This is a genomic window from Rhizobacter sp. P2_D12 (assembly GCF_056404395.1).
Genome location: NZ_JBFUEB010000001.1, coordinates 99,843 through 122,507, shown reverse-complemented (window position 1 = coordinate 122,507; position 22,665 = coordinate 99,843). Strand labels below are relative to the sequence as shown.

Here is a 22,665-nt window from a genome sequence, read left to right as displayed (position 1 = left end):
TCAGCGCAGCACGGCCGACAGCTGGAACATCAGCGCCGAGTTGCCCAGCACGTTGACCTGGGTCGACCAGGTGGGGGTCAGCTCCCAGCCCACCGTCAGCACCAGGCCGGGCGAGAAGCCCTTGTAGTTGAGCGGCACCTTGTCGTCGAACGGCGCCTTGTAGCCGTAGATCAGGCCGGCGGTCCACTGCGCGAACAGCTTGTCGTAGTCGCTGAAGCCGGTCAGGCGCTGGCCGACGTAGGCATAGGTGCTGGGCTGGCCGAACGAGTTGCTGAAGTAGGTGAGGCCGGCGACCACGTTGGTCGGGCCTTCGCGTTCCAGCCCGATCATCCACACGTAGCGGTGGTCGGGGTCGCGCGAGTAGTGGTAGGTGAACGGCGAGTACATCAGGCGCCAAGTCTCGCCCTCGCGGTCGGTGGGCAGCATCGCCGGTACAGTGGCCACCGGCGCGTCAGCCGCAATCGGTGCGGTCTGGGCACGCGCGCAAGGCGTCAGGCTGCCGAGGCAGAGGCAGGCGGCAGGCGCCAGGGCAGGAAACTTCATGGCCGCGATTGTCGCGAACTCTCGAGCTGCTTTTTGGGCGCACGCCTCCATTGCCGTGAGGTGGTGTGTCATGTGTTGTCTCATGTCATCACCCCTGCTGCTGCAGGGCTGCGCCTGGTGGGACCTGAAACAGCGCCAGCTGGTGTTCCGCCCGTCGCCGGGCCAGCCGGCGGACTTCGCGCTGCGCCCGGGCGACCTGTCCTACACGGTCGCGGTGCCCGGGGCGGTGCCGGGCACGCAGGACCGCCTGCAGCTGTGGTGGCTGCCGAATGCCGATGCCCGGGCGCCGACGCTGCTGTACCTGCACGGCACCTTTCGCGCGCTGTACCGCAACCTGCCAAAGATCGAGGCGCTGCGCGAGGCCGGCTTCTCGGTGCTGGCGGTGGACTACCGCGGCTGGGGCGAGAGCACGCCGCTGATTCCGTCCGAAGCCAGCATCTACGCCGATGCCGACGTGGCCTGGGCCGAGCTGGTGAAGCGCCAGCCCGATCCGGGCCGGCGCGTGATCTTCGGCCACTCGATGGGGGGCGGCGTGGCCGTTGAGCTGGCGAGCCGCAAGCACCGCGGACAGGATTACGGCGGGCTGATCCTCGAATCCACCTTCACGCGGCTGCCGGCCGTGGCGGCCGAATTGGGCACGCTGGGCACGATGGCCTCGTGGCTCGCGAGCGAGAAGTTCGATTCGATCGACAAGATCGGCCGCATCGACGCGCCGATCCTGATCATGCACGGCAGCGCCGACGACACCGTGCCGATCGGCCTGGGCCGCCAGCTGCGCGATGCGGCACCGGCCGGCACGCGCTGGGTCGAGTTCACGGGCGGCTCGCACAGCCGGCTGCACAGCGAAGACCCGGGGCTGTACCGCGAGGCGGTGAAGTCGTTGATTGCGCGGCTGCAATTGCCATGACGCACTTCGTCGATTTCCGCAACGTCTGGCTCGCGTACGACGAGGCGCTGCTGGCGCGCCGCCAGTTCGCGGTCGAGGACATCACGCTGCAGGCGCGGCCGGGCGAGTTCATCGCGATCGTCGGGCCGTCGGGCTGCGGCAAGTCGACCTTCATGAAGCTTGCGACCGGGCTGAAGCAGCCGTCGCAGGGCACGATCCTGGTCGACGGCCGGCCGGTGAGCGGGCCGCTGAAGATCACCGGCATGGCCTTCCAGGCGCCGTCGCTGCTGCCGTGGCGCAGCACGCTGCGCAACGTGCTGCTGCCGCTGGAGATCGTCGAGCCGCACCGCTCGCAGTTCCGCGCGCGGCGCGCCGAGTACGAGGCGAAGGCGCGGGCACTGCTGGCGAGCGTCGGGCTGGCCGGCTACGAGGACAAGTTCCCGTGGCAGTTGTCGGGCGGCATGCAGCAGCGTGCGTCGATCTGCCGCGCGCTGATCCACGAGCCGAAGATGCTGCTGCTGGACGAGCCGTTCGGTGCACTGGATGCCTTCACGCGCGAGGAGCTGTGGTGCATCCTGCGCGACCTGCAGTCGGCGCAGCGCTTCAACGTCATCCTGGTCACGCACGACCTGCGCGAGGCGGTGTTCCTGGCCGACACGGTGCACGTGATGAGCCGCAGCCCGGGGCGCATGCTGGTGCGGCGCGAGATCGCGCTGCCGCGCCCGCGCGGGCTGGAACTGACCTACACGCGCGAGTTCAGCGACATCGTGCTCGAACTGCGCGAGCACATCGGCGCGATCCGGCGGCCGGCCGCGGAGGTGGCGCCGTGACGCAGCTGCAGCGGGAACGCTTCGCGCCGTGGCTGCTGCTGGCGGCCGTGCTGCTGGTGTGGGAGCTCGCATGCCGCGGCTTCGGCGTGTCGGACTTCATCTTCCCCAGCCCGTCGCGCATCGCGGAGCAGCTGTGGCAGTTCCATGCGGTGATCGCGATGCATGCGTGGCGCACCTTCTGGGTCACGATGCTGGGCTTTGGGCTGGCGATCGGGGTCGGCGTGCTGCTGGGCTTCGTGGTCGGCAGCTCGCGGCTTGCGTATGCGGCGATGTACCCGCTGATGACGGCCTTCAACGCGCTGCCGAAGGCGGCCTTCGTGCCGATCCTGGTGGTGTGGTTCGGCATCGGTGCCGGACCGGCGGTGCTGACGGCCTTTCTCATCTCGTTCTTCCCGATCACGGTCAACATCGCGACCGGCCTCGCGACGCTGGAGCCGGAGCTGGAGGATGTGCTGCGCGTGCTGGGCGCGCGGCGCCGGGACGTGCTGCTGAAGGTGGGGCTGCCGCGCTCGATGCCGTACTTCTATGCGTCGCTGAAGGTGGCGATCACGCTGGCCTTCGTCGGCACGACGGTGTCGGAGATGACGGCGGCGAACGAGGGCATCGGCTACCTGCTGGTGTCCGCCGGGTCATCGATGCAGATGGGGCTGGCGTTTGCCGGCCTGGTGGTGGTGGGAGGGATGGCGATGGCGATGTACGAGTTGTTCGCGGTGCTCGAGAGGCGCACCACCGGGTGGGCGCACCGCGGATCGCGAGGCGGTTGATGGCGATGGACTTCGCGAACCCGGACCCGACGGCCGAACAGATGCTGCGGCACCTGCGGCGCGCGAACGACGTGGCGCGGCGCGCGATGACGCTGGGACGACATCCGTTCGGCGCGGTGCTGGTCGGGCCGGACCATGAAACGGTGCTGGCCGAGCAGGGCAACGTCGACACGGTGCACCACGCCGAGGCGACGCTGGCGCGGCATGCGTCGCTGAACCATGCGGCCGGCTTCCTGTGGAACTGCACGCTGTACACGACGGTCGAGCCGTGCGCGATGTGCGCGGGCACGCAGTACTGGGCGAACATCGGGCGGCTGGTGTACGGCGTGCCGGAGTCGGCGCTGCGGGCGATCACCGGGGCGCATCCGGAGAACCCGACGCTGGACCTGCCGTGCAGGGAGGTGTTTGCGCGCGGGCAGAAGGCGGTGCGGGTGTGGGGGCCGGTGGCCGGGGTTGAGTCGGAGATCCTCGAGCTGCAGCGCGGGTTCTGGACACCAACGCCACCACCGCCACCCCGTTCGCCCTGAGCAGGGACTGAGCTTGTCGAAGGCCCGTGTCGAAGGGCCGGCGCCGCAGCGAACGGCTGTCCCGGCGTTTGCGGACCAGGGCTTCGACAGGCTCAGCCCGAACGGTGTCCTCGTTTCGAGATGTCATGCAAAAGTCGACCGGAACCAGCGACCTTGAGACCCCTCAGAAGCCGGATGCCGATTGCGGCGAGTATGAGTCGTGGTTCCTCGAGAGCGTGCAAGCCTCGATCGAGGATCCTCGCCCGAGCGTCGGCGACACAGATGCGAGACGGCAGTTCGAGAAGCGTCGAGCCGAGTTGCGCCAACCAGGTGGCCGGCCAACCCGCACCCGGTGAGTGCGGCGCCGCCGCCCCGGATTGGCATCCGGGCTACGAATGCTGGTAGCCCGGATGCCAATCCGGGTCACGGCGACCAGGGCGCCGCCAGGCCTGCATAGCTCTTGCTCAGCGGCGCTGCATAGTCCCCCCGCTTGCTCGTCCCGAGCCCGATCGCGACCAGCCCCTCGGCCAGCTTGACCGCCGCCGCCACCCCATCCACCACCGGCACACCCAGCTCGGCCTGCAGCCGCGCACACAGGTCCGCCATCCCCGCACAACCCAGCACGATGGCCCCGCTGCGGTCGCGTTCCAGCGCCTGCCGCGCGCTCGCCAGGATGCGCGCATAGGCGTCGCTGGCCGGATCGTCCAGCTCGAGCACCGCAATGTCGGTGCCGTGGATGCCGCGGCAGCGCCGCTCGAAGCCGTACTGCAGCACCAGGTGCTCGGCGATCACGCAGGTGCGCGTCAGCGTCGTGACGACCGAGAAGCCGGTGGCCAGCAGCGACGCGCAGTGGAACGCCGCCTCGGCGATGCCGATCACCGGCCCGCGCGCCAGTTCGCGTGCGGCATGCAGGCCCGGGTCGCCGAAGCAGGCGATGACGTGCGCATCGGCCCCGGCCAGTTCGCCGGCCCGCACCTGCTCGGTCACGCCGGCCGCGGCCCACACGTCGTCGTGGTGCCCCTCGATCGACGGTGCGCCGAAGCTCGGCTGCACCGCGTCGACCCGCGTGCCGGGCGCCGCGACCGCACGCGCCGCCTCGCCGATCTTGGCCGTCATCGACGCACTCGTGTTGGGGTTGATCACGCGGATCTTCATCGTCTTCTCCTCAGGAACCCAGGCCACTTTGTATACAAAGCGAAGGCATGCACCAGCAAGTCGTGCGCCCGATCCAAGGCGGCAATACGCCCCAAATTCGGGCGACGTGCGGCCTGAGAATCCCCTGTTGGTGCGGCCTGCGCCCGCGCAACAGGGAAAGATCACTGGCACATGCTTTGCATACACGCCGGCGATGAAGCCCGACTCGTCCCTGGTGCTCACCTCGCTGGTCAAGCGTTACGGCGCGACGGTCGCCGTCGACGGCATCGACCTGGCGATTCCCTCCGGCAGCTACTGCTGCCTGCTCGGGCCGTCGGGCTGCGGCAAGACCTCGACGCTGCGCATGATCGCCGGGCACGAGCTGGCCAGCGACGGGCAGATCCTGCTCGGCGGCAAGTACATCACCTACGCCGCGGCGGCCGAGCGCGGCACCGCGATGATGTTCCAGAGCTACGCGCTGTTCCCGCATCTGAGCGTGCTCGACAACGTGGCCTTCAGCTGGAAGATGCGCGGCAAGCCGCCGGCCGAGCGCCATGCGCGGGCGCGCGAGCTGCTGGCGTTGGTGGCGATGACCCCCTACCTGGCGCGCCTGCCCAGCGAGCTGTCCGGCGGCCAGCAGCAGCGCGTCGCGCTGGCGCGCGCGCTGATGACCGAGCCGCGCGTGCTGCTGCTCGACGAGCCGCTGTCGGCGCTCGACCCGTTCCTGCGCGTGCAGATGCGCGCCGAGCTGAAGCGCTGGCAGCAGGAGCTCGGCTTCACCTTCGTGCACGTCACGCACTCGCAGGAAGAGGCGATGGCGCTGGCCGACCAGGTGGTGGTGATGAACCAGGGCCGCATCGAGCAGACCGGTTCGCCGCGCGAGGTGTTCAACGCGCCGCGCAGCGAGTTCGTCGCGCGCTTCATGGGCGCCCACAACGTGATCGCGTCGCCGGCCGGTGCGGTCGCGGTGCGTGCCGACCGCATGCGGCTGCAGCGCGAGGCGCTCGCGGATTCGCGCACCGCGGCCGTCAAGGCCGTCGAGTACCAGGGCACCTATGTACAGGTCAGCCTGGCGCCGCACGGCGAGCCGGCCGACACGCAATGGACCGCGACCCTGCCCGATGCCAGCTTCGACGCCGCGCCGTTCGCGCCCGGCGACACCGTGCACGTCAGCTGGGCCGCCGCCGAGGCCCACTCTCTGGTGTAAGCCATCGGCCTGACCCCTTTCCGTTCCCACAACACCCCGAGGAGCCTTCCATGTCCGACCACAACGACCCGAACGCCACACCGGCCACACCGAAGCTCGGTCGCCGCACGCTGCTGAAGGGCGCGGCCGCCGCCGGTGGCGCGCTGGCCTTCCCGTTCGTGCACGCGCAGGAGAAGATCACGCTGCGCTACCTGGGCACCGCGGTGAACCAGGACAAGGCCATCGCCGACAAGTTCAAGGCCGACACCGGCATCGAGATCCAGTACATCCCGGTCACGACCGACGACGTGACCAAGCGCGCCGTCACGGCGCCCAACTCGTTCGACCTGATCGACACCGAGTACTTCTCGCTGAAGAAGATCCTGCCCACCGGCAACCTGCTGGGCATCGACACCAAGCGCATCAAGAACGCCGACAAGATCACGACGCTGTTCACCAAGGGCGAGGTTGCCGGCAAGAAGGTGGGCGACCAGGGCACCGCGCCGAAGAAGGTGATGTACGTCGCGTCGCCGACCGCGAAGGACTTCGCGAAGGAGCCGACGCAGTTCATGACGCTGATCCCGACGGTCTACAACGCCGACACGCTGGGCATCCGGCCCGACCTGATCAAGCGCCCGATCGAGAGCTGGAAGGAGCTGTTGAACCCCGAGTTCAAGGGCAAGACCGCGATCCTGAACATCCCGTCGATCGGCATCATGGATGCGGCGATGGTGGTGGAGGCGATGGGGATCTACAAGTACCCCGACAAGGGCAACATGACGAAGAAGGAGATCGACCTCACGATCAAGACCCTGATCGAGGCGAAGAAGGCCGGCCAGTTCCGCGCGCTGTGGAAGGACTTCAACGAGAGCGTGAACCTGATGGCCTCGGGCGAGGTGGTGATCCAGTCGATGTGGTCGCCGGCCGTCACCGCGGTGCGCACCAAGGGCATCGCCTGCACCTTCCAGCCGCTGAAGGAAGGCTACCGCGCGTGGGCTGCCGGCTTCGGCGTGCCGAAGACCGTGAGCGGCAAGAAGGCCGATGCGGTGTACGAGTTCATCAACTGGTTCCTCGACGGCTGGGCCGGCGCCTACCTGAACCGCCAGGGCTACTACAGCGCGGTGCTGGAGACCGCCAAGGCGAAGATGGAGGCCTACGAATGGGCCTACTGGATGGAAGGCAAGGCGGCGACGCAGGACATCAAGTCGCCCAACGGCGACCTGCTGGCGAAGACGGGCAGCGTGCGCGACGGCGGCAGCTACGAGACGCGCATGGGCGGCATCGCGTGCTGGAACGCGATCATGGACGAGAACGCGTACATGGTGCAGAAGTGGAACGAGTTCGTCGCGGCCTGACATGAGCGCGCCCGTGGCCCGCGAACATCCCGGATTGGCATCCGGGCTACAGGCCGCGCCGTTCGCGCTGGTGTTCGTGCTGTTCCTGGTGCTGCCGCTGGTGCTGGTGGTCACGGTCAGCTTCTGGCGCGCCAGCGACTACGAGCTGATCCCCGCCTTCACGCTGCAGAACTACCTCGACATCTTCAGCGTGGTCACCTTCAAGACCTACCTGTCGACGCTGAAGTTCTGCTTCCTGGTCTGGCTCGTCACCTTGCTGGTCGGCTTCGCGGTCGCGTACTTCCTGGCCTTCCATGTGCGCTCGGTCGGCGCGCAGACGCTGCTGTTCATCCTGTGCACCGTGCCGTTCTGGACCTCCAACGTGATCCGCATGATCTCGTGGGTGCCGCTGCTCGGGCGCAACGGGCTGATCAACCAGGGGCTGCAGTCGCTCAACGTGATCGACGCGCCGATCGAGTGGCTGTTGTTCAGCGACTTCTCGGTGGTGCTGGCCTTCGTGCACCTGTACACGATGTTCATGATCGTGCCGATCTTCAACTCGATGATGCGCATCGACCGCGCGCTGATCGAGGCCGCCCGCGACAGCGGCGCGAGCGGCTGGCAGACGGTGTGGAACGTCGTCGTGCCGCTGTCGCGCACCGGCATCATCATCGGCTCGATCTTCGTCATCACGATCGTGATGGGCGATTTCGTCACCATCGGCGTGATGGGCGGCCAGCAGATCGCCTCGGTCGGCAAGATCATCCAGGTGCAGACCTCGTACCTGCAGTTCCCGATGGCGGCAGCGAACGCCGTCATCCTGCTGGCGGTGGTGCTGATGATGATCTGGGGCCTCACGCGCCTGGTCGACATCCGCAAGGAACTCTGAACCATGCACGCCGACAAGCGCCCCCGCAGCTTCTACGCGCTGGCCGCCGTGTTCGGCGCCTTCGTGCTGTTCCTCTACGGCCCGATGATCACGATCTTCGTGCTGAGCTTCCAGGGGCCTGAAGGCGGGCTGACCTTCCCGATGCGCGGCGTCTCGCTGCACTGGTTCGCCAGGCTGTGGGAAGGCATGGGCGTGGTCGACATCGCGGCCGCCTTTCGCCGTTCGGTGGCGCTGGGCATCGTCGTGATGGCGCTGACGGTGCTGCTGTCGCTGGGTGCCGGCCTTGCCTTCCGCAAGAAGTTCGCCGGTTCGGGTTTGCTGTTCTACACCTCGGTGGCGAGCCTGATCATGCCGTCCATCGTCGTGTCGCTGGGCATCGGCCTGCAATTCCGGCTGGTCGACACGGCGTTCAAATGGGTGCTGGAGAGCCTGGGCGCGAGCGGCCTGCTCGAAGGCTACGGCACCGCGATGGGGCTGTACACCTCGGCGCTGGGCGCGCACATGACCTGGACGCTGCCGTTCGGGCTCTTGATCATGCTGGCGGTCTTCAACCGCTTCAACCCGGCCTTCGAGGAGGCGGCATCCGACCTGGGCGCGACGCCGTGGCAGAGCTTCCGCCACGTGGTGCTGCCGCTGATCGCGCCCAGCCTGGTGGGCGTCGGCATGTTCGGCTTCACGCTCAGCTGGGACGAGATCGCACGCACCTCGCAGGCGATCGGCGACGTCAACACGCTGCCGCTGGAGTTGCAGGGCCTGACCAGCACCGTCACGACGCCGGCGATCTACGCGCTGGGCACGGTGACGACGGTGGTGTCGTTCGTGGTGATGGGCTGCACGCTGGCGCTGGTGAAGTTCCTCGGCAAGCGGCGCGGCGCCTGACGATGGCCGGCGCGTCCGCGGCGACCGGTGCCGACCGGGTCTACGAGGCCATCTACGCCGCGGTGATCGACCACCGGCTGGCTCCCGGTTCGCGGCTGCGCGAAGAGGAGCTGGCGCAGGCCTTCGAGGTCTCGCGCACGCTGGTGCGGCAGGCGCTGCACAAGCTGGCGCAGGACGGCGTGATCGTGCTGCGGCCGAACCGCGGGGCCCAGGTGCCCGAGCCGACGCGGCGCGACGGCGAGCACGTGTTCGATGCGCGGCGCGTCGTCGAATGCGAGGTGGCGCGGCGGCTGGCGGGCAAGCTCGACGCCGAGCAACTGGCCGAGCTGCGGCAACTGGTCGAGGCCGAGGCGCGCGCGACGAAATCGCAGAACAAGCAGGAGGCGATCCGGCTGTCGGGCGAGTTCCACCTGAAGCTCGCGCGCATGAGCGGCAACCCGATCTTCGTGCGGCTGCTGGAGGAGTTGCTGCCGACCACGTCGCTGCTGATGGCGCTGTACAAGTCGCCGGGCGAGCCGATGTGCGTGGCGCACAGCCACCAGCAGCTGTTGCAGGTGATCGCGAAAGGGGCGGGGGCGGGCGCGTCGACCGAGATGCGCCGGCACCTGAACGAGATCGAGCGGTCCTTGTCGCAGCCGGTGGCGAAGGCGGTGCCGGCGTTGCGGGATGTGTTCAAGGGGTATCGGGCGTAATCAGGCCACGGCAAACCGATAAACCCCGTCGCCATCCACCGAGCGCACCAGCTTCCCCGCCAGCCACAGCGCATGCAGATGCGCGATCGACTCCCCCATCGCAAACGTCGTCTGGTGCAGGTCCAGCTTGCGCTTGAACAGCACCGTCAGCAGGTCGGCCGCGCTCTGCGGCGCGGCCGCGCACGCCGCCATCACCTCCGCGAACCGCTCGTCGTGGTGCGTCACCAACTGCTGGATCCGCGTGTGCATCCCGCGGAACGGCCGCCCGTGCGATGGCAGCACCAGCGTGTCGGCCGGCAATGAACTGAAACGCTGGATCGACGACAGGTACAGCGGCAGCGGGTCGGCCTCCGGCTCCAGGTCGATCACGCTGACGTTGGTCGAGATCTTCGGCAGCAGCATGTCGCCGGAGATCAGCACGCCCAGCCCGGCGCAGTACAACGAGATGTGCTCCGGCGCATGCCCGTAGCCCGAGATGCACTGCCAATCGTGCCCGCCGATGGCCAGCACCATCCCGTCGAGCAAGCGGCGGAACGCCGCCGGCACCTGCGGCACCATGCTCGCGTAGTAGTTGCTGCGCGCCTTGATCTTCTCCACCGCCTCCGGGTCGGTCAGCCCGTGGCTGGCCATGAACTTCGCCGCCGCCGCGCCGCCGAAGCCGGTGGTGGAACTGCTCGCCACCCGCGCCGCGTTGTAGTCGGTCGCGCTGATCCACAGGCGGCATCCCCAACGCTCGGTCAGCCAGTGCGCCAGCCCCATGTGGTCCGGATGCATGTGCGTCACGATCACCCGCAGCACCGGCAGCCCCTGCAGCTCGGTCTCGAACACCTGCTCCCAGGCGGCGCGCGTCGCATCGTTGGTGATGCCGCAATCGACGATCGTCCAGCCCGCCACGCCGTCGGCCTGGTCGCGCAGCAGCCACAGGTTGATGTGGTCCAGCGCGAACGGCAGCTGCATGCGCAGCCAGCGCACGCCCGGCGCCACCTCCAGCGTGCGGCCGCTGTCGGGCAGCGTCTCGTCCAGCGGGTACTGCAGTTGGCGTTCGAGCTCGTTCATCGGCTTCATGGAGGTTGCTACACTTTACGTATACGTCAATCAGCCGATTCTAGGTTTTCATGCCGCACGCTGCTGTCGCCGAGGCGTCCACCGCCTCGTCATCCTCGGGAATCACCTACACGATCAGCGAACTCGCGCGCGAGTTCGACCTGACCACGCGGGCCATCCGCTTCTACGAGGACTGCGGGCTGCTGTCGCCGCAGCGTGCCGGGCGCAACCGCATCTACACCGCGCGCGACCGCACCCGGCTCAAGCTGACGCTGCGCGGCAAGCGGCTCGGGCTCACGCTGTCCGAGGTGAAGGAGCTGGTCGACATGTACGAGTCGCCGCGCGACACCCAGCCGCAGCTGAAGAAGTTCCTGACCGTGCTGGCGGTGCACCGCCAGCAGCTGGAGCAGCAGATGGCCGACCTGCACGTGACGCTCGACGAGGTGCGCCAGCACGAGAAAGAAGCGAAGCGGCTGCTGAACTCATCATCACAAGACTGAAGGAGACACCCCATGAACCTGCCCGGACTCGATTTCCAGCTCGGCGAAGACATCGACGCGCTGCGCGACACGGTGCGCGCCTTCGCCGAGGCCGAGATCGCGCCGCGTGCCGCCGAGATCGACCGCAGCGACCAGTTCCCGATGGACCTGTGGCGCAAGATGGGCGAACTGGGCGTGCTCGGCGTCACCGTCAGCGAGGAATACGGCGGTGCCGGCATGGGCTACCTGGCCCACATGATCGCGATGGAAGAGATCAGCCGCGCGTCCGCCAGCGTCGGCCTGAGCTATGGCGCGCACAGCAACCTGTGCGTCAACCAGATCAAGCGCAACGGCAGCGAGGCGCAGAGGCAGAAGTACCTGCCCAAGCTCATCAGCGGCGAACACGTCGGCGCGCTGGCCATGAGCGAGCCGGGCGCCGGCTCCGACGTCATCAGCATGAAGCTGAAGGCTGAAGACAAGGGCGGCTTCTACCTGCTCAATGGCAACAAGATGTGGATCACCAACGGCCCCGATGCCGACACGCTGGTGGTCTACGCGAAGACCGAGCCCGAGCTGGGCGCGCGCGGCGTCACCGCCTTCCTGGTCGAGAAGGGCATGAAGGGCTTCTCGATCGCGCAGAAGCTCGACAAGCTGGGCATGCGCGGCAGCCACACCGGCGAGCTGGTGTTCAACAACGTCGAGGTGCCGGCGGCCAACGTGCTGGGCAGCCTGAACGGCGGCGCCAAGGTGCTGATGAGCGGCCTCGACTACGAGCGCGCGGTGCTGGCGGCCGGGCCGATCGGCATCATGCAGGCGGTGATGGACAACGTCGTGCCGTACATCCACGACCGCAAGCAGTTCGGCCAGAGCATCGGCGAGTTCCAGCTGATCCAGGGCAAGGTCGCCGACATGTACACCGTGCTGCAGGCGGCGCGCGCCTTCTGCTACACGGTCGGCAAGAACCTCGACGCGCTGGGCACCGACCACGTGCGCCAGGTGCGCAAGGATTGCGCAAGCGTGATCCTGTGGTGCGCCGAGAAGGCCACCTGGATGGCCGGCGAGGGCATCCAGGTCTTCGGTGGAAACGGTTACATCAACGAGTACCCGCTGGGCCGGCTCTGGCGTGACGCGAAGCTCTACGAAATCGGCGCGGGCACGTCGGAGATCAGGCGCATGCTGATCGGCCGGGAGCTGTTCGCCGAGACGATGTAGCAGCTATGCCGCCCCCAGCCTATTCGGTCTGCCGGCCTGACGGCAAATTGACAGCTTCGGGCGCATGGCGCACAAGGGCCGCGGTGCCCAGGTCAAACTTCGCGCAGCAGTTCACATGGGCTTTCAATTGAGTCGTCGGATGACTAGGGAAAACCCGGTCCAATTTTCTAAGATGCTGTCCATTCGGCGCGTCCTGCGCCCAACCGGACATCCTGATGAAAACCAACCCGACCTCCACCGCGCGGTTTCGCGTGCGCGCCCTGGCGTTCACGGGCCTGATGGCGGCCCTGTTCTCGCCGCTCGCGGCGCTGGCTGCCGAACCGATCGTCATCGGACAAGTCGCCCCGTTCAGCGGCCCGCAGGCCGTGACCGGCAAGGCGATGAATGCCGGCGCGAAGCTCTACTTCGACGCGGTCAACCTGAAGGGCGGCGTGCGCGGCCGGCCGATCAAGCTGGTGACGCGCGACGACGGCCAGAAGCCCGAGGAGAGCGTGCGCCTGACGCGCGAGCTGATCGGCGCCGAATCGCCGGTCGCGATGATCGGCACGGTGGGCACCGCCAACCTCGAGGCGCTGGCCAAGGACGGCGTGTTCACGCAGACCAAGGTGTCGCTGATCGGCGCGGTGTCGGGTGCGGCGACGGTGGTCAAGGCGCCGGGCATGCACATCGTCAAGGCGAGCTACCACGACGAGGTGGGTCGGCTGTTCGACCAGCTGGCGCACGTGGGCGTCAAGAGCGTGGGCCTGGTCTACCAGGACGACGGCCTGGGCCGCGACGTGCTGGCCGGTGCGCAGGCGGCTGCCAAGCAGCACGGCATCGACCTGGTGGTGACCAGCGGCTACCCGCGCAACACGGTGCAGGTCGAGAAATCGGTGGCCGACATCATCAACGCGAAGGTGGGCGTGGTGTTCCTGGGCGCGACGACGGCGGCCGGCATCGAGTTCGTCAAGCAGTACGCCGCCAAGGGCGGCCAGGGCATCCTGTACGGCCTGTCGATCATCGACACCGACGCGCTGCTGAAGGCGCTGGGCCCGGAGCGTTCGCGCGGCTACGCGTTCTCGGTGGTGCTGCCGACCGCGCAGCAGACCAACCTGGCCGTGGTGCGCGAGTACCTGCAGCTGAAGCAGGCGTCGAACAACCCCGACCTGTCGGCGCGTTCGATCGAGGGCTTCATCGCGGCCAAGGCGCTGGTCAAGGTCCTCGAGAGCAGCAACAACCTGACGCCCGCCGGCGTGACGCAGGCGATGAACGCCGCCGCCTCGGTGGACGTGGGCGGCTACACGCTCGACTTCAGCAGCAACGACCGCCCGGGCTCGCGCTACGTCGACTTCGCGATGTTCGGCTCGAACGGCAAGATCCTTCAATAACCGCGGGTGCTCCGTGCCACCGCGGGAGCGGTGGCACGGCACCTGGCACTCGACACGTCGGCGGGGTCGGCGTGCAGCCCGGATGCGTACACTGCATCCGGTTTCGCTGCACTGCAACATCATGACCACCGACCTGCAAGAACTCCTCGACAGCAACCGCCTGTGGGCCCAGCGCACCGAGGCGCGCACGCCCGGCTTCTTCACCGGCCTGCTGAAGCAGCAGGCGCCGCAGTACCTGTGGATCGGCTGCGCCGACAGCCGTGTGCCGGCCAACGAGCTGGTCGACCTGGCGCCGGGCGAACTGTTCGTGCACCGCAACGTCGCCAACGTGGTGGTGCACTCCGACCTGAACTGCCTGTCGGTGATCCAGTTCGCGACCGACATGCTGCAGGTCAAGCACATCATCGTGGTCGGCCATTCGGGCTGCGGCGGTGTCGCGGCGGCGCTGCACGACCGCCGCGTCGGGCTGGCCGACAACTGGATCAGCCACGTGAAGGACGTGCGCAACAAGCACCAGGCCTGGCTGGACACGGTGAACGAGGCGCGCCGCGTCGACGCGCTGTGCGAGCTGAACGTGATCGAGCAGGCGCGCAACGTGTGCCAGACCACGGTGGTCGAGGAAGCCTGGCGGCGCGGCCAGGAGCTGGTGGTGCACGGCTGGTTCTACGGCCTGTACAACGGCTTGCTGCAGGACATGAAGATCACCATCGCCGGCGCCGAGCAGGTGGCGACGGCCTACGACGACGCGCTGGCCGGCCTGCAGTCGCGCTATGCGTCGATGGGGGCGGTCGGCTGAACCGCTGCCACGCATGTTCCCGCAGGCCCTCACCGACGCGCGCGCCTTCGGCATCGCCCAGGCGATGCTGGACGGTTTCAACCGCCACTACCGGCTGTTCCGCGCCGCCAGCGCCGAGGCCAAGCAGCGCTTCGAGCGCGCCGACTGGCACGGCCAGCAGCGTGCGCAGCGCGAGCGCATCGAGTTCTACGACCTGCGCGTCGACGAGGCGGTGGAGCGGCTGCAGCGCGACTTCGGTGCCGGCACGCTGTCGATGGAGGCTTGGCAGGAGGCCAAGCTGCACTACATCGGCCTGCTGACCAACCACCACCAGCCGGAGCTGGCCGAGACCTTCTTCAACTCGGTGACGACCAAGATCCTGCACCGCAGCTACTTCAACAACGACTTCATCTTCGTGCGGCCCGCGGTCTCGACCGAGTACATCGAGAACGACGAGCCGGCCTCGCAGCCCACCTACCGCGCCTACTACCCGACGCGCGACACGCTGCGCGAGACTTGGCTGCGCGTGGTCAACAACTTCCAGCTCGCCTGCGAGTTCGAAGACCTGGCGCGCGACGTCGACCACGTGCTGGCGGCGGTGACGGCCGAGCTGGGCGACTTCCGCCCGCGCGCCAACTTCCAGATCCAGGTGCTCAGCTCGCTGTTCTTCCGCAACAAGGGCGCCTATGCCGTCGGCAAGGTGATCAACGGCTTCAAGGAGACGCCGTTCGCGCTGCCCATCCTGCACAGCGCCGGCGGGCGCGGGCTGACCATCGACACCGTGCTGCTCAGCGAGGACGAGCTGCTGATGCTGTTCAGCTTCGCGCGTGCGTACTTCCTGGTCGACATGGAAATCCCGTCGGCCTACGTGCAGTTCTTGCGCACGCTGATGCCGCGCAAGCCGCGCTCCGAGCTGTACAGCGCGATCGGGCTGCAGAAGCAGGGCAAGAACATCTTCTACCGCGACCTGCTCGCGCACCTGCGCCACAGCAGCGACACCTTCCGCATCGCGCCCGGCATCAAGGGCATGGTGATGCTGGTGTTCGACCTGCCGTCGTTCCCGTACGTCTTCAAGGTGATCAAGGATTTCTACCCGCCGCAGAAGGAGACGACGCGCGAGCAGATCAAGGGCAAGTACCTGCTGGTCAAGCAGCACGACCGCGTCGGGCGCATGGCCGACACGCTGGAGTACAGCAACGTGGCCTTCCCGCGCTTTCGCTTCGACGACGAGCTGGTGGCCGAGCTGAAGCATTTCTGCCCCAGCCTGATCGAGGAGGACGGCGACGACCTGGTGATCCGCCACGTCTACATCGAGCGCCGCATGATCCCGCTGAACATCTACCTGCAGGAGGCGACGCCCGAGCAGGTGGAGCGGGCGGTGGTGGAGTACGGCAACGCGATCAAGGACCTGGTGGCCGCCAACATCTTCCCCGGCGACATGCTGTGGAAGAACTTCGGCGTCACGCGCAACGGCAAGGTGGTGTTCTACGACTACGACGAGATCGAGTACCTGACCGACTGCAACTTTCGCCGCGTGCCGGCACCGCGCACCGAGGAGGAAGAGCTGTCGGCCGAGGTCTGGTACCGGGTCGGGCCGCGCGACGTGTTCCCCGAGACCTTCGGGCCCTTCCTGCTCGGGAACCCGGGCGTGCGCGAGGTGTTCATGAAGCACCACGCCGACCTGCTGGAGGCGGAGTTCTGGCAGAGCCGCAAGGAGCGCATCCAAGGCGGGCATGTGCACGACGTGTTCCCGTACGACCCGGCGAAGCGCTTCAAGAACCTGCGGCGCCTGCGCGCCGCGCAGGAGGCTGCGGCATGAGCGGCATGAGCGGCTTGAACGAGCGCAGCCGCGCCGCGGTGTGGCACCCGTGCAGCCAGATGAAGCAGCACGAGACGCAGCCGCTGCTCGAGGTCGCGGGTGCCGAAGGGGTGTGGCTGGTCGACGGCGCCGGTCGGCGCTACCTGGACGGCATCAGCTCGTGGTGGGTCAACCTGTTCGGCCATGGGCACCCGCACTTGCGCGCGGCGCTGCACCGGCAGCTCGACACGCTGTGCCACGTGATGCTGGCCGGCTGCACGCACGAGCCGGTGGTGGCGCTGTCGGAGCAGCTGGCGGCGCTGACCGGCCTGGGCCATGCGTTCTACGCGAGCGACGGCGCCGCGGCCACCGAGATCGCGCTGAAGATGAGCGCGCACCACTGGCGCAACCGCGGGCGGCCGGGCAAGACGAAGTTCATCGGGTTGGAAGGCGGCTACCACGGCGAGACGGTGGGGGCCTTGTCGGTCACCGACATCCCGCTGTTCCGCGAGGCCTACGGGCCGCTGGTGCGGCTGAGCGCGACGGTGCCGAGCCCGGATGCGCGCCGGGCCGAGGCGGGCGAGTCGCCGGCCGACGTGGCGCGCCGCTGCGCGCGGGCCTTGCAGGCGGTGCTGGAGGCGCAGCACGACGAGATCGCGGCCGTCATCGTCGAGCCGCTGATCCAGTGCGCCGCCGGCATGGCGATGCACGACCCGCACTACCTGCGCGAGCTGCGCGCGCTGTGCGACCGCCACGAGGTGCACCTGGTGTGCGACGAGATCGCGGTCGGCTTCGGCCGCACCGGCAGCCTGTTCGCGCACCAGCAGGCCGGCATCGTGCCGGACTTCCTGTGCCTGTCGAAGGGCCTGACGGGCGGCACGATGGCCTTGTCGGCGGTGCTGACGACCGACACCGTGTACGCCTCGTTCTACGACGACAGCACGGCGCGCGGCTTCCTGCATTCGCATTCGTACACCGGCAACCCGCTGGCCTGCCGCGCGGCGCTGGCGACGCTGGAGATCTTTGCGCAGCGCGACTGGATGGCGCACAACGCGGCGACGGCGGCGACGCTGGATGCGTTGTGCGAGCCGCTGCGCGCGCACCCGGCGGTGCTGCGCAGCCGGCGGATGGGCATGGTGTGGGCGTTCGACATCGACACCGACGATCCGCTGTTTGCGCGGCGGTATCACGCGGCGGCGCTGCGCGAGGGGTTGTTGCTTCGGCCGATCGGGTCGACGCTGTACTTCATGCCGCCCTACGTGATCGACGAGGCCGCATGCGCGCACCTCGCCTCGGGCGCCCTGGCGGCCCTTCGCAGCCCGGATGTCAATCCGGGACCGCGCCACAAGAATGCACCCCGGACCGACACCCGGGCCAAGGGAGACCTCGCGTGAACGTCGAAGGCTACTTCGTCACCGGCACCGACACCGGCGTCGGCAAGACGCTGGTCAGCAGCACGCTGATGCTGGACCTGCGCCGCCGCCACAAGCGCGTGGTCGGCATGAAGCCGGTGGCCGCCGGCACCGTCGCGACGCCGCACGGTGACGACAGCGAGGACGTGCTGGCGCTGCGCGCCGCCGGCAATGTCGCGGTGCCGCGCGAGCTGGACAACCCGTACTGCCTGCCGCTGCCGCTGTCGCCGCATCTCGCGGCGCGTGCCGCCGGCGTGCAGATCGACATCTGCGAGCTCGGCCGCCGCTACCGCGAGCTGGCGGCGTTGGCCGACGCCGTGGTGGTGGAAGGCGCCGGCGGCTTCCTGGTGCCGCTGAACGACACGCAGACCGGTGCCGACCTGGCGCAGGCACTGGACCTGCCGGTGCTGCTGGTGGTCGGCCTGCGCCTGGGCTGCCTGAACCACGCGCTGCTCACGCAAGAGGCGATCCGCGCGCGCGGCCTGCGCCTGGCCGGCTGGGTGGCCAACCACATCGACCCGGCGATGCAGTCGGCCGATGCCAACGTGCAGACGCTGCGCGAGCGGCTGGACGCGCCGCTGTGGGCCGAGCTGCCGTACCGCCCGCAGGCGACCGCGCAGGACATGCTGGCGCACTGGACGACCCGATGAACGCCTTCGACCTGGCCGAGATGGCCGCGCAGCTGGATGCGCTGGACGAGAAAAGCCTGCGCCGGCGCCGCCGCGTCGTGCAGCAGGCCGACGGCCCGCGCATGGTGGTCGACGGCGAAGCGCTGCTGGCCTTCTGCAGCAACGACTACCTGGGCCTCGCGCAGCACCCGGACCTGGTCGCCGCGGCGCAGCGCGCGGCCGCCACCTGGGGCGTCGGCGCGACTGCGTCGCCGCTGGTCTGCGGGCACACCGAGGCGCACGAGGCGCTGGAGCGCGAGCTGGCTGCCTTCGTCGGCATGCCGGCGGCGCTGAGCTTCTACGCCGGGTTCGCGGCCAACGTCGGGCTGCTGCCGGCGCTGGTGGGGCGCGGCGACGCGCTGTTCTGCGATGCGCTGAACCATGCCTGCCTGATCGACGGTTCACGCCTGTCCGGGGCGCAGGTCTCGGTCTACCCGCATGGCGACCTGGCGGCACTGGCCGAGCAGCTGGCTGCCTCGTCCGCCGAGCGCAAGCTGGTCGTCACCGATGCGGTGTTCAGCATGGACGGCGACGTCGCGCCGCTGCGCGAGATGCTGGCGCTGTGCGAGCGGCACGGGGCCTGGCTGCTGGTCGACGATGCGCACGGCTTCGGCGTGCTGGGGCCGCAGGGGCAGGGGACGGCCGCGCAGCTGGGGCTGCAGTCGGACCGGCTGGTCTACATGGCCACGCTCGGCAAGGCGGCCGGTGTCGCGGGCGCCTTCGTCGCGGGCGATGCGACGCTGGTCGACTGGCTGCTGCAGCGCACCCGCAGCTACGTCTTCGCGACCGCGATGCCGGCGATGCAGGCCGAGGTGCTGCGCGAGAGCCTGCGCGTGATGCAGCGCGAGCCGCAGCGGCGTGCGCACGTGCTGGCGCTGGTGCAGCGGCTGCGCACGGGCCTGGCGGAACTGCCGTGGGCGAACCCGCCGTCGCCGACACCGATCCAGCCGCTGATCCTGGGCGGCAACGCCGAGGCGCTGGCGATGACCGCGGCGCTGCGAAAGCGCGGCCTGTGGGTGCCCGCGATCCGGCCGCCGACGGTGCCGGTGGGCAGCGCGCGGCTGCGCATCACGCTGTCGGCCGCCCACACCGAGGCCGACGTCGACCGTCTGCTGCAGGCCCTGCGCGAGATCGCGCAGGCCGGACCGATTCCCGATTGACGCCGGCCCGGCCGAGCGTACAAAGATGTCCATTCACCGACCGAAGGAGACCCCCATGTCCGATCCCATCGTCATCGTTTCCGCCGCCCGCACGCCGATCGGCGGCATGCTGGGCGATTTCAGCGCGCTGGCGGGCCACCAGCTGGGCGCCATCGCGATCAAGGCCGCGGTCGAGCGTGCCGGCATCACCGGCGACGCCGTCAACGAGGTGCTGATGGGCAACTGCCTGATGGCCGGCCAGGGCCAGGCGCCGGCGCGCCAGGCGGCGCTGGGCGCGGGGCTGCCGCAGTCGGCCGGCGCGGTGACGCTGTCGAAGATGTGCGGCTCGGGCATGCGCGCGATGATGTTCGCGCACGACATGCTGAAGGCCGAGAGCGCCGACGTGATGGTGGCCGGCGGCATGGAGAGCATGACCAATGCGCCGCACCTGGTGTTCGCGCGCAAGGGCGTGCGCTACGGCGCGGCGCAGATGTTCGACCACATGGCGATCGACGGGCTGGAGGATGCCTACGACCGCGGCCGCGCGATGGGCGTGTTCGCCGAGGAATGCGTGGCCAAGTACCAGTTCACGCGCGAGGCGCAGGACGCGTTCGCGATCGCGTCGACGCAGCGCAGCAAGCAGGCCAACGAGGACGGCAGCTTCGAGTGGGAGATCGCGCCGGTGACGCTGCCCGGCAAGGCCGGCGACACGGTGGTCAAGTTCGACGAGCAGCCGTTCAAGGCCAGGCTCGACAAGATCCCGTCGCTGAAGCCGGCGTTCAAGAAGGACGGCACGATCACCGCGGCGAACGCGTCGAGCATCTCCGACGGCGCGGCGGCGCTGGTGCTGATGCGCGAGAGCACGGCCAGGCGGCTGGGCTGCAAGCCGCTCGCGCGCATCCAGGCGCATTCGGTGCATGCGCAGGCGCCGAACTGGTTCACGACGGCGCCGATCGGCGCGATCGACAAGGTGCTGAAGAAGACCGGCTGGGCCGCGAAGGAGGTCGACCTGTGGGAGGTCAACGAGGCCTTCGCCGCGGTGACGATGGCGGCGATGCACGAGTACAAGCTGCCGCACGAGATCGTCAACGTGCACGGCGGCGCCTGTGCGCTGGGCCACCCGATCGGTGCCAGCGGGGCGCGCATCGTGGTCACGCTGCTCGGGGCCTTGCGCAAGCGCGGGCTGAAGCGCGGCGTGGCGGCCTTGTGCATCGGCGGCGGCGAGGCCACCGCCATGGCCGTGGAATTGGTGTAGCCCGGATGCCAATCCGGGAACGCACCCCATGAACGTCCTGATCATCGGCGCGTCGCGCGGCATCGGCCTGGAATTCGTCCGCCAGTACCGCGCCGACGGCGCCCGCGTCACCGCCACCGCGCGCGACGAGGCCGGCCTCGCGCGCCTGCGCGAACTCGGCGCCGAGGCCTTCGCGCTCGACGTGGCCGACACCGCCAGCGCCTCGGGCCTGGCCTGGCGCATCGACGGCCAGGCCTTCGACGTCGTGATCGTCAACGCCGGCGTCACCGGCCCGCGCCTGGCTGCGCCGCAGACGCCCAGCCAGGCCGATTTCGATGCCGTGATGCACGTCAACGTGCTCGGCGCGATGCGCATCCTGCCGCAGGTGGCCGACGCGCTGGCGCCCGGCGCGAAGCTCGCGGTGCTGTCCTCGCGCATGGGCTCGATCGGCTTGCGCAGCACCGGCAGCAGCTGGCTCTACCGGGCCTCGAAGGCGGCGCTGAACTCGGTGCTGAAGGACATGTCCTTCGTGCTCGCCGACCGTGCCACCTGCGTCGCCTTCCACCCCGGCTGGGTGCGCACCGACATGGGCGGCTCGGCCGCCGACCTCGACGTCGAGCGCAGCGTCGGCGACATGCGCCGCACGCTGGCCGCGCTGAAGCCGTCCGAGAACGGCAGCTTCCTCAACCACGACCACCAGCCGCTGGCCTGGTAGCCGCACGAAGAAACGAGACAAAGCGATGTTGACCGAAGACCACCGCGCGGTGCAGGACGCCGTGCGCGCCTATGTGCAGGACCGCATCGCGCCGCAGGCGGCGCGCTGGGACAAGGAGCACCACTTCCCGAAGGACGAGCTGCGCGGCCTGGCCGAGCTCGGCTGCTACGGCGTCGCGGTGCCCGCCGAATGGGACGGTGCCGGCCTCGACTACCTGAGCCTGTCGCTGATCCTCGAGGAGATCGCCGCCGGCGACGGCGCCACGTCCACCATCGTCAGCGTCAACAACTGCCCGGTGTGCTCGATCCTGATGGCGTGGGCGAACGACGCGCAGAAGGCGCAGTGGCTCAGGCCGCTGGCGCGCGGCGAGATGCTGGGCGCGTTCTGCCTGACCGAACCGCACGTCGGCTCGCAGGCCGACGGGTTGAAGACCACCGCGGTGAAGGACGGCGACCACTACGTGCTGAATGGCGTCAAGCAGTTCATCACCAGCGGCAAGCACGGCGACGTCGCGATCGTGATGGCGGTCACCGACAAGGCGGCCGGCAAGAAGGGCATCAGCGCCTTCATCGTGTCGACAACCACGCCCGGCTACGGGGTCGCGCGGCTCGAGGACAAGATGGGCCAGCATGCGAGCGACACCGCGCAGATCCTGTTCGAGGACTGCCGCATCCCGGTGGCCAACCTGCTGGGCGACGAGGGGCAGGGCCTGAAGATCGCGCTGTCGGGCCTGGAAGGCGGGCGCATCGGCATCGCGTCGCAGGCGGTGGGCATGGCGCGCGCAGCCTTCGAGGCGGCGCTGCAGTACGCGAAGGAGCGCGTCGCGTTCGGCAAGCCGATCTTCGAGCACCAGGCGGTGCAGTTCCGGCTCGCGGAGATGGCGACGCAGATCGAGGCGGCGCGCCAGCTGATCCACCATGCGGCGCGCCTGAAGGACGCCGGCCTGCCGTGCCTGAAGGAGGCGGCGATGGGCAAGCTGTTCGCCAGCGAGATGGCCGAGCGCGTGTGCAGCGAGGCGATCCAGGTGTTCGGCGGCTACGGCTACGTCAGCGATTTCCCGGTCGAGCGCATCTACCGCGACGTGCGGGTGTGCCAGATCTACGAGGGCACGAGCGACGTGCAGAAGATCCTGATCGGGCGGGCGCTGGCGTAGAGAGTGCCGGATCGCACGGTCTGCCA

23 protein-coding genes are annotated in these 22,665 nt (G+C 68.9%); 20 read left to right on the top strand and 3 right to left on the bottom strand.

Annotated elements, in window-relative coordinates:
* A complete protein-coding gene (locus tag AC1DYN_RS00555; RefSeq protein ID WP_477957130.1) occupies nt 1–543 on the bottom strand; it encodes a hypothetical protein in 543 nt (180 codons plus the stop codon).
* Between the two features lie 82 nt (nt 544–625).
* Here AC1DYN_RS00555 and AC1DYN_RS00550 point away from each other — a divergent pair, with 82 nt between their 5' ends.
* From AC1DYN_RS00550 to AC1DYN_RS00535, 4 genes are read left to right on the top strand one after another with little or no spacing between them, the layout of a single operon-like run.
* On the top strand, nt 626–1,450 hold the full coding sequence (locus tag AC1DYN_RS00550; RefSeq protein ID WP_477957129.1) for an alpha/beta hydrolase: 825 nt from the start codon (nt 626–628) through the stop codon (nt 1,448–1,450).
* Nucleotides 1,447–2,259 carry an ABC transporter ATP-binding protein gene (locus AC1DYN_RS00545; RefSeq protein ID WP_477957128.1) on the top strand — a complete coding sequence of 271 codons (813 nt, stop codon included), beginning with the start codon at nt 1,447–1,449 and terminating at the stop codon, nt 2,257–2,259. Before AC1DYN_RS00550 ends, AC1DYN_RS00545 begins: the two co-directional genes overlap by 4 nt.
* Complete coding sequence (locus AC1DYN_RS00540; RefSeq protein WP_477957127.1) at nt 2,256–3,023, top strand: ABC transporter permease; 768 nt, start codon at nt 2,256–2,258, stop codon at nt 3,021–3,023. The genes AC1DYN_RS00545 and AC1DYN_RS00540 overlap by 4 nt, the downstream gene beginning before the upstream one ends.
* A 5-nt stretch (nt 3,024–3,028) precedes the next feature.
* Nucleotides 3,029–3,550 carry a nucleoside deaminase gene (locus AC1DYN_RS00535; RefSeq protein WP_477957126.1) on the top strand — a complete coding sequence of 174 codons (522 nt, stop codon included), beginning with the start codon at nt 3,029–3,031 and terminating at the stop codon, nt 3,548–3,550.
* Nucleotides 3,551–3,952: 402 nt separating this feature from the next.
* On the opposite strand, the gene AC1DYN_RS00530 is transcribed toward AC1DYN_RS00535, so the two are convergent.
* Complete coding sequence (locus AC1DYN_RS00530; RefSeq protein ID WP_477957125.1) at nt 3,953–4,684, bottom strand: aspartate/glutamate racemase family protein; 732 nt, start codon at nt 4,682–4,684, stop codon at nt 3,953–3,955.
* A gap of 193 nt (nt 4,685–4,877) precedes the next feature.
* On the opposite strand from AC1DYN_RS00530, the gene AC1DYN_RS00525 reads away from it, so the two are divergent.
* The 5 genes from AC1DYN_RS00525 to AC1DYN_RS00505 are packed head-to-tail and all read left to right on the top strand — an operon-like array spanning nt 4,878 to nt 9,643.
* Nucleotides 4,878–5,870, top strand: a complete 993-nt coding sequence (locus tag AC1DYN_RS00525; RefSeq protein ID WP_477957124.1) for an ABC transporter ATP-binding protein — start codon at nt 4,878–4,880, stop codon at nt 5,868–5,870.
* Between the two features lie 50 nt (nt 5,871–5,920).
* A complete protein-coding gene (locus AC1DYN_RS00520; RefSeq protein ID WP_477957123.1) occupies nt 5,921–7,204 on the top strand; it encodes an ABC transporter substrate-binding protein in 1,284 nt (427 codons plus the stop codon).
* A 1-nt stretch (nt 7,205) separates the two neighbouring features.
* The gene (locus AC1DYN_RS00515) at nt 7,206–8,072 is read left to right on the top strand and encodes an ABC transporter permease (protein ID WP_477957122.1); all 867 of its coding nucleotides are present in this window, start codon (nt 7,206–7,208) and stop codon (nt 8,070–8,072) included.
* A gap of 3 nt (nt 8,073–8,075) precedes the next feature.
* The gene (locus tag AC1DYN_RS00510) at nt 8,076–8,951 is read left to right on the top strand and encodes an ABC transporter permease (protein WP_477957121.1); all 876 of its coding nucleotides are present in this window, start codon (nt 8,076–8,078) and stop codon (nt 8,949–8,951) included.
* A 2-nt stretch (nt 8,952–8,953) separates the two neighbouring features.
* Nucleotides 8,954–9,643, top strand: coding sequence for a GntR family transcriptional regulator (locus AC1DYN_RS00505; RefSeq protein ID WP_477957120.1), 690 nt, complete (start codon nt 8,954–8,956; stop codon nt 9,641–9,643).
* Here AC1DYN_RS00505 and AC1DYN_RS00500 read toward each other — a convergent pair whose 3' ends face one another.
* Nucleotides 9,644–10,699, bottom strand: coding sequence for an MBL fold metallo-hydrolase (locus AC1DYN_RS00500; protein WP_477957173.1), 1,056 nt, complete (start codon nt 10,697–10,699; stop codon nt 9,644–9,646).
* 59 nt (nt 10,700–10,758) lie between these two features.
* Between AC1DYN_RS00500 and AC1DYN_RS00495 the strand changes: the two genes are divergently transcribed.
* The 11 genes from AC1DYN_RS00495 to AC1DYN_RS00445 all read left to right on the top strand — a co-directional run bounded on the left by AC1DYN_RS00495 (nt 10,759) and on the right by AC1DYN_RS00445 (nt 22,639).
* Nucleotides 10,759–11,187 carry a MerR family transcriptional regulator gene (locus AC1DYN_RS00495; protein ID WP_477957119.1) on the top strand — a complete coding sequence of 143 codons (429 nt, stop codon included), beginning with the start codon at nt 10,759–10,761 and terminating at the stop codon, nt 11,185–11,187.
* Nucleotides 11,188–11,199: 12 nt separating this feature from the next.
* Entirely contained in the window at nt 11,200–12,378 is a 1,179-nt protein-coding gene (locus AC1DYN_RS00490; protein ID WP_477957118.1) for an isovaleryl-CoA dehydrogenase, read from the top strand.
* Between the two features lie 215 nt (nt 12,379–12,593).
* Nucleotides 12,594–13,745 (top strand): ABC transporter substrate-binding protein, encoded by a 1,152-nt coding sequence (locus tag AC1DYN_RS00485; protein WP_477957117.1) that lies wholly within the window; start codon nt 12,594–12,596, stop codon nt 13,743–13,745.
* A 121-nt stretch (nt 13,746–13,866) separates the two neighbouring features.
* Nucleotides 13,867–14,541 carry a carbonate dehydratase gene (can, locus tag AC1DYN_RS00480; RefSeq protein ID WP_477957116.1) on the top strand — a complete coding sequence of 225 codons (675 nt, stop codon included), beginning with the start codon at nt 13,867–13,869 and terminating at the stop codon, nt 14,539–14,541.
* Between the two features lie 13 nt (nt 14,542–14,554).
* On the top strand, nt 14,555–16,339 hold the full coding sequence (gene aceK, locus AC1DYN_RS00475) for a bifunctional isocitrate dehydrogenase kinase/phosphatase (protein WP_477957115.1): 1,785 nt from the start codon (nt 14,555–14,557) through the stop codon (nt 16,337–16,339).
* Nucleotides 16,336–17,712 carry an adenosylmethionine--8-amino-7-oxononanoate transaminase gene (gene bioA, locus AC1DYN_RS00470; protein ID WP_477957114.1) on the top strand — a complete coding sequence of 459 codons (1,377 nt, stop codon included), beginning with the start codon at nt 16,336–16,338 and terminating at the stop codon, nt 17,710–17,712. Before aceK ends, bioA begins: the two co-directional genes overlap by 4 nt.
* Nucleotides 17,709–18,380: a dethiobiotin synthase gene (gene bioD / locus AC1DYN_RS00465; protein WP_477957113.1), complete on the top strand. Its 672-nt coding sequence runs from the start codon at nt 17,709–17,711 to the stop codon at nt 18,378–18,380. Before bioA ends, bioD begins: the two co-directional genes overlap by 4 nt.
* Nucleotides 18,377–19,558 carry an 8-amino-7-oxononanoate synthase gene (bioF, locus tag AC1DYN_RS00460; RefSeq protein ID WP_477957112.1) on the top strand — a complete coding sequence of 394 codons (1,182 nt, stop codon included), beginning with the start codon at nt 18,377–18,379 and terminating at the stop codon, nt 19,556–19,558. Before bioD ends, bioF begins: the two co-directional genes overlap by 4 nt.
* Before the next feature lie 55 nt (nt 19,559–19,613).
* Nucleotides 19,614–20,792 carry an acetyl-CoA C-acyltransferase gene (locus AC1DYN_RS00455; RefSeq protein WP_477957111.1) on the top strand — a complete coding sequence of 393 codons (1,179 nt, stop codon included), beginning with the start codon at nt 19,614–19,616 and terminating at the stop codon, nt 20,790–20,792.
* Between the two features lie 28 nt (nt 20,793–20,820).
* Nucleotides 20,821–21,486 (top strand): SDR family oxidoreductase, encoded by a 666-nt coding sequence (locus AC1DYN_RS00450; RefSeq protein WP_477957110.1) that lies wholly within the window; start codon nt 20,821–20,823, stop codon nt 21,484–21,486.
* Between the two features lie 25 nt (nt 21,487–21,511).
* Nucleotides 21,512–22,639: an acyl-CoA dehydrogenase family protein gene (locus AC1DYN_RS00445; protein ID WP_477957109.1), complete on the top strand. Its 1,128-nt coding sequence runs from the start codon at nt 21,512–21,514 to the stop codon at nt 22,637–22,639.
* The last annotated feature ends 26 nt before the right edge of the window (nt 22,640–22,665 follow it).

Bases quoted from the DNA above. Each gene is read 5' to 3' on its own strand.
- AC1DYN_RS00550 (WP_477957129.1), top strand. From the start codon at position 626: ATGTCATCACCCCTGCTGCTGCAGGGCTGCGCCTGGTGGGACCTGAAA.
- AC1DYN_RS00485 (WP_477957117.1), top strand. From the start codon at position 12,594: ATGAAAACCAACCCGACCTCCACCGCGCGGTTTCGCGTGCGCGCCCTG.
- bioF (WP_477957112.1), top strand. From the start codon at position 18,377: ATGAACGCCTTCGACCTGGCCGAGATGGCCGCGCAGCTGGATGCGCTG.
- AC1DYN_RS00495 (WP_477957119.1), top strand. From the start codon at position 10,759: ATGCCGCACGCTGCTGTCGCCGAGGCGTCCACCGCCTCGTCATCCTCG.
- AC1DYN_RS00555 (WP_477957130.1), bottom strand. From the start codon at position 543: ATGAAGTTTCCTGCCCTGGCGCCTGCCGCCTGCCTCTGCCTCGGCAGC.
- AC1DYN_RS00515 (WP_477957122.1), top strand. From the start codon at position 7,206: ATGAGCGCGCCCGTGGCCCGCGAACATCCCGGATTGGCATCCGGGCTA.
- AC1DYN_RS00500 (WP_477957173.1), bottom strand. From the start codon at position 10,699: ATGAACGAGCTCGAACGCCAACTGCAGTACCCGCTGGACGAGACGCTG.
- AC1DYN_RS00545 (WP_477957128.1), top strand. From the start codon at position 1,447: ATGACGCACTTCGTCGATTTCCGCAACGTCTGGCTCGCGTACGACGAG.
- AC1DYN_RS00445 (WP_477957109.1), top strand. From the start codon at position 21,512: ATGTTGACCGAAGACCACCGCGCGGTGCAGGACGCCGTGCGCGCCTAT.
- AC1DYN_RS00455 (WP_477957111.1), top strand. From the start codon at position 19,614: ATGTCCGATCCCATCGTCATCGTTTCCGCCGCCCGCACGCCGATCGGC.
- aceK (WP_477957115.1), top strand. From the start codon at position 14,555: ATGTTCCCGCAGGCCCTCACCGACGCGCGCGCCTTCGGCATCGCCCAG.
- AC1DYN_RS00535 (WP_477957126.1), top strand. From the start codon at position 3,029: ATGGACTTCGCGAACCCGGACCCGACGGCCGAACAGATGCTGCGGCAC.
- AC1DYN_RS00490 (WP_477957118.1), top strand. From the start codon at position 11,200: ATGAACCTGCCCGGACTCGATTTCCAGCTCGGCGAAGACATCGACGCG.
- can (WP_477957116.1), top strand. From the start codon at position 13,867: ATGACCACCGACCTGCAAGAACTCCTCGACAGCAACCGCCTGTGGGCC.
- AC1DYN_RS00525 (WP_477957124.1), top strand. From the start codon at position 4,878: ATGAAGCCCGACTCGTCCCTGGTGCTCACCTCGCTGGTCAAGCGTTAC.
- AC1DYN_RS00450 (WP_477957110.1), top strand. From the start codon at position 20,821: ATGAACGTCCTGATCATCGGCGCGTCGCGCGGCATCGGCCTGGAATTC.
- AC1DYN_RS00510 (WP_477957121.1), top strand. From the start codon at position 8,076: ATGCACGCCGACAAGCGCCCCCGCAGCTTCTACGCGCTGGCCGCCGTG.
- AC1DYN_RS00505 (WP_477957120.1), top strand. From the start codon at position 8,954: ATGGCCGGCGCGTCCGCGGCGACCGGTGCCGACCGGGTCTACGAGGCC.
- AC1DYN_RS00530 (WP_477957125.1), bottom strand. From the start codon at position 4,684: ATGAAGATCCGCGTGATCAACCCCAACACGAGTGCGTCGATGACGGCC.
- bioA (WP_477957114.1), top strand. From the start codon at position 16,336: ATGAGCGGCATGAGCGGCTTGAACGAGCGCAGCCGCGCCGCGGTGTGG.
- AC1DYN_RS00520 (WP_477957123.1), top strand. From the start codon at position 5,921: ATGTCCGACCACAACGACCCGAACGCCACACCGGCCACACCGAAGCTC.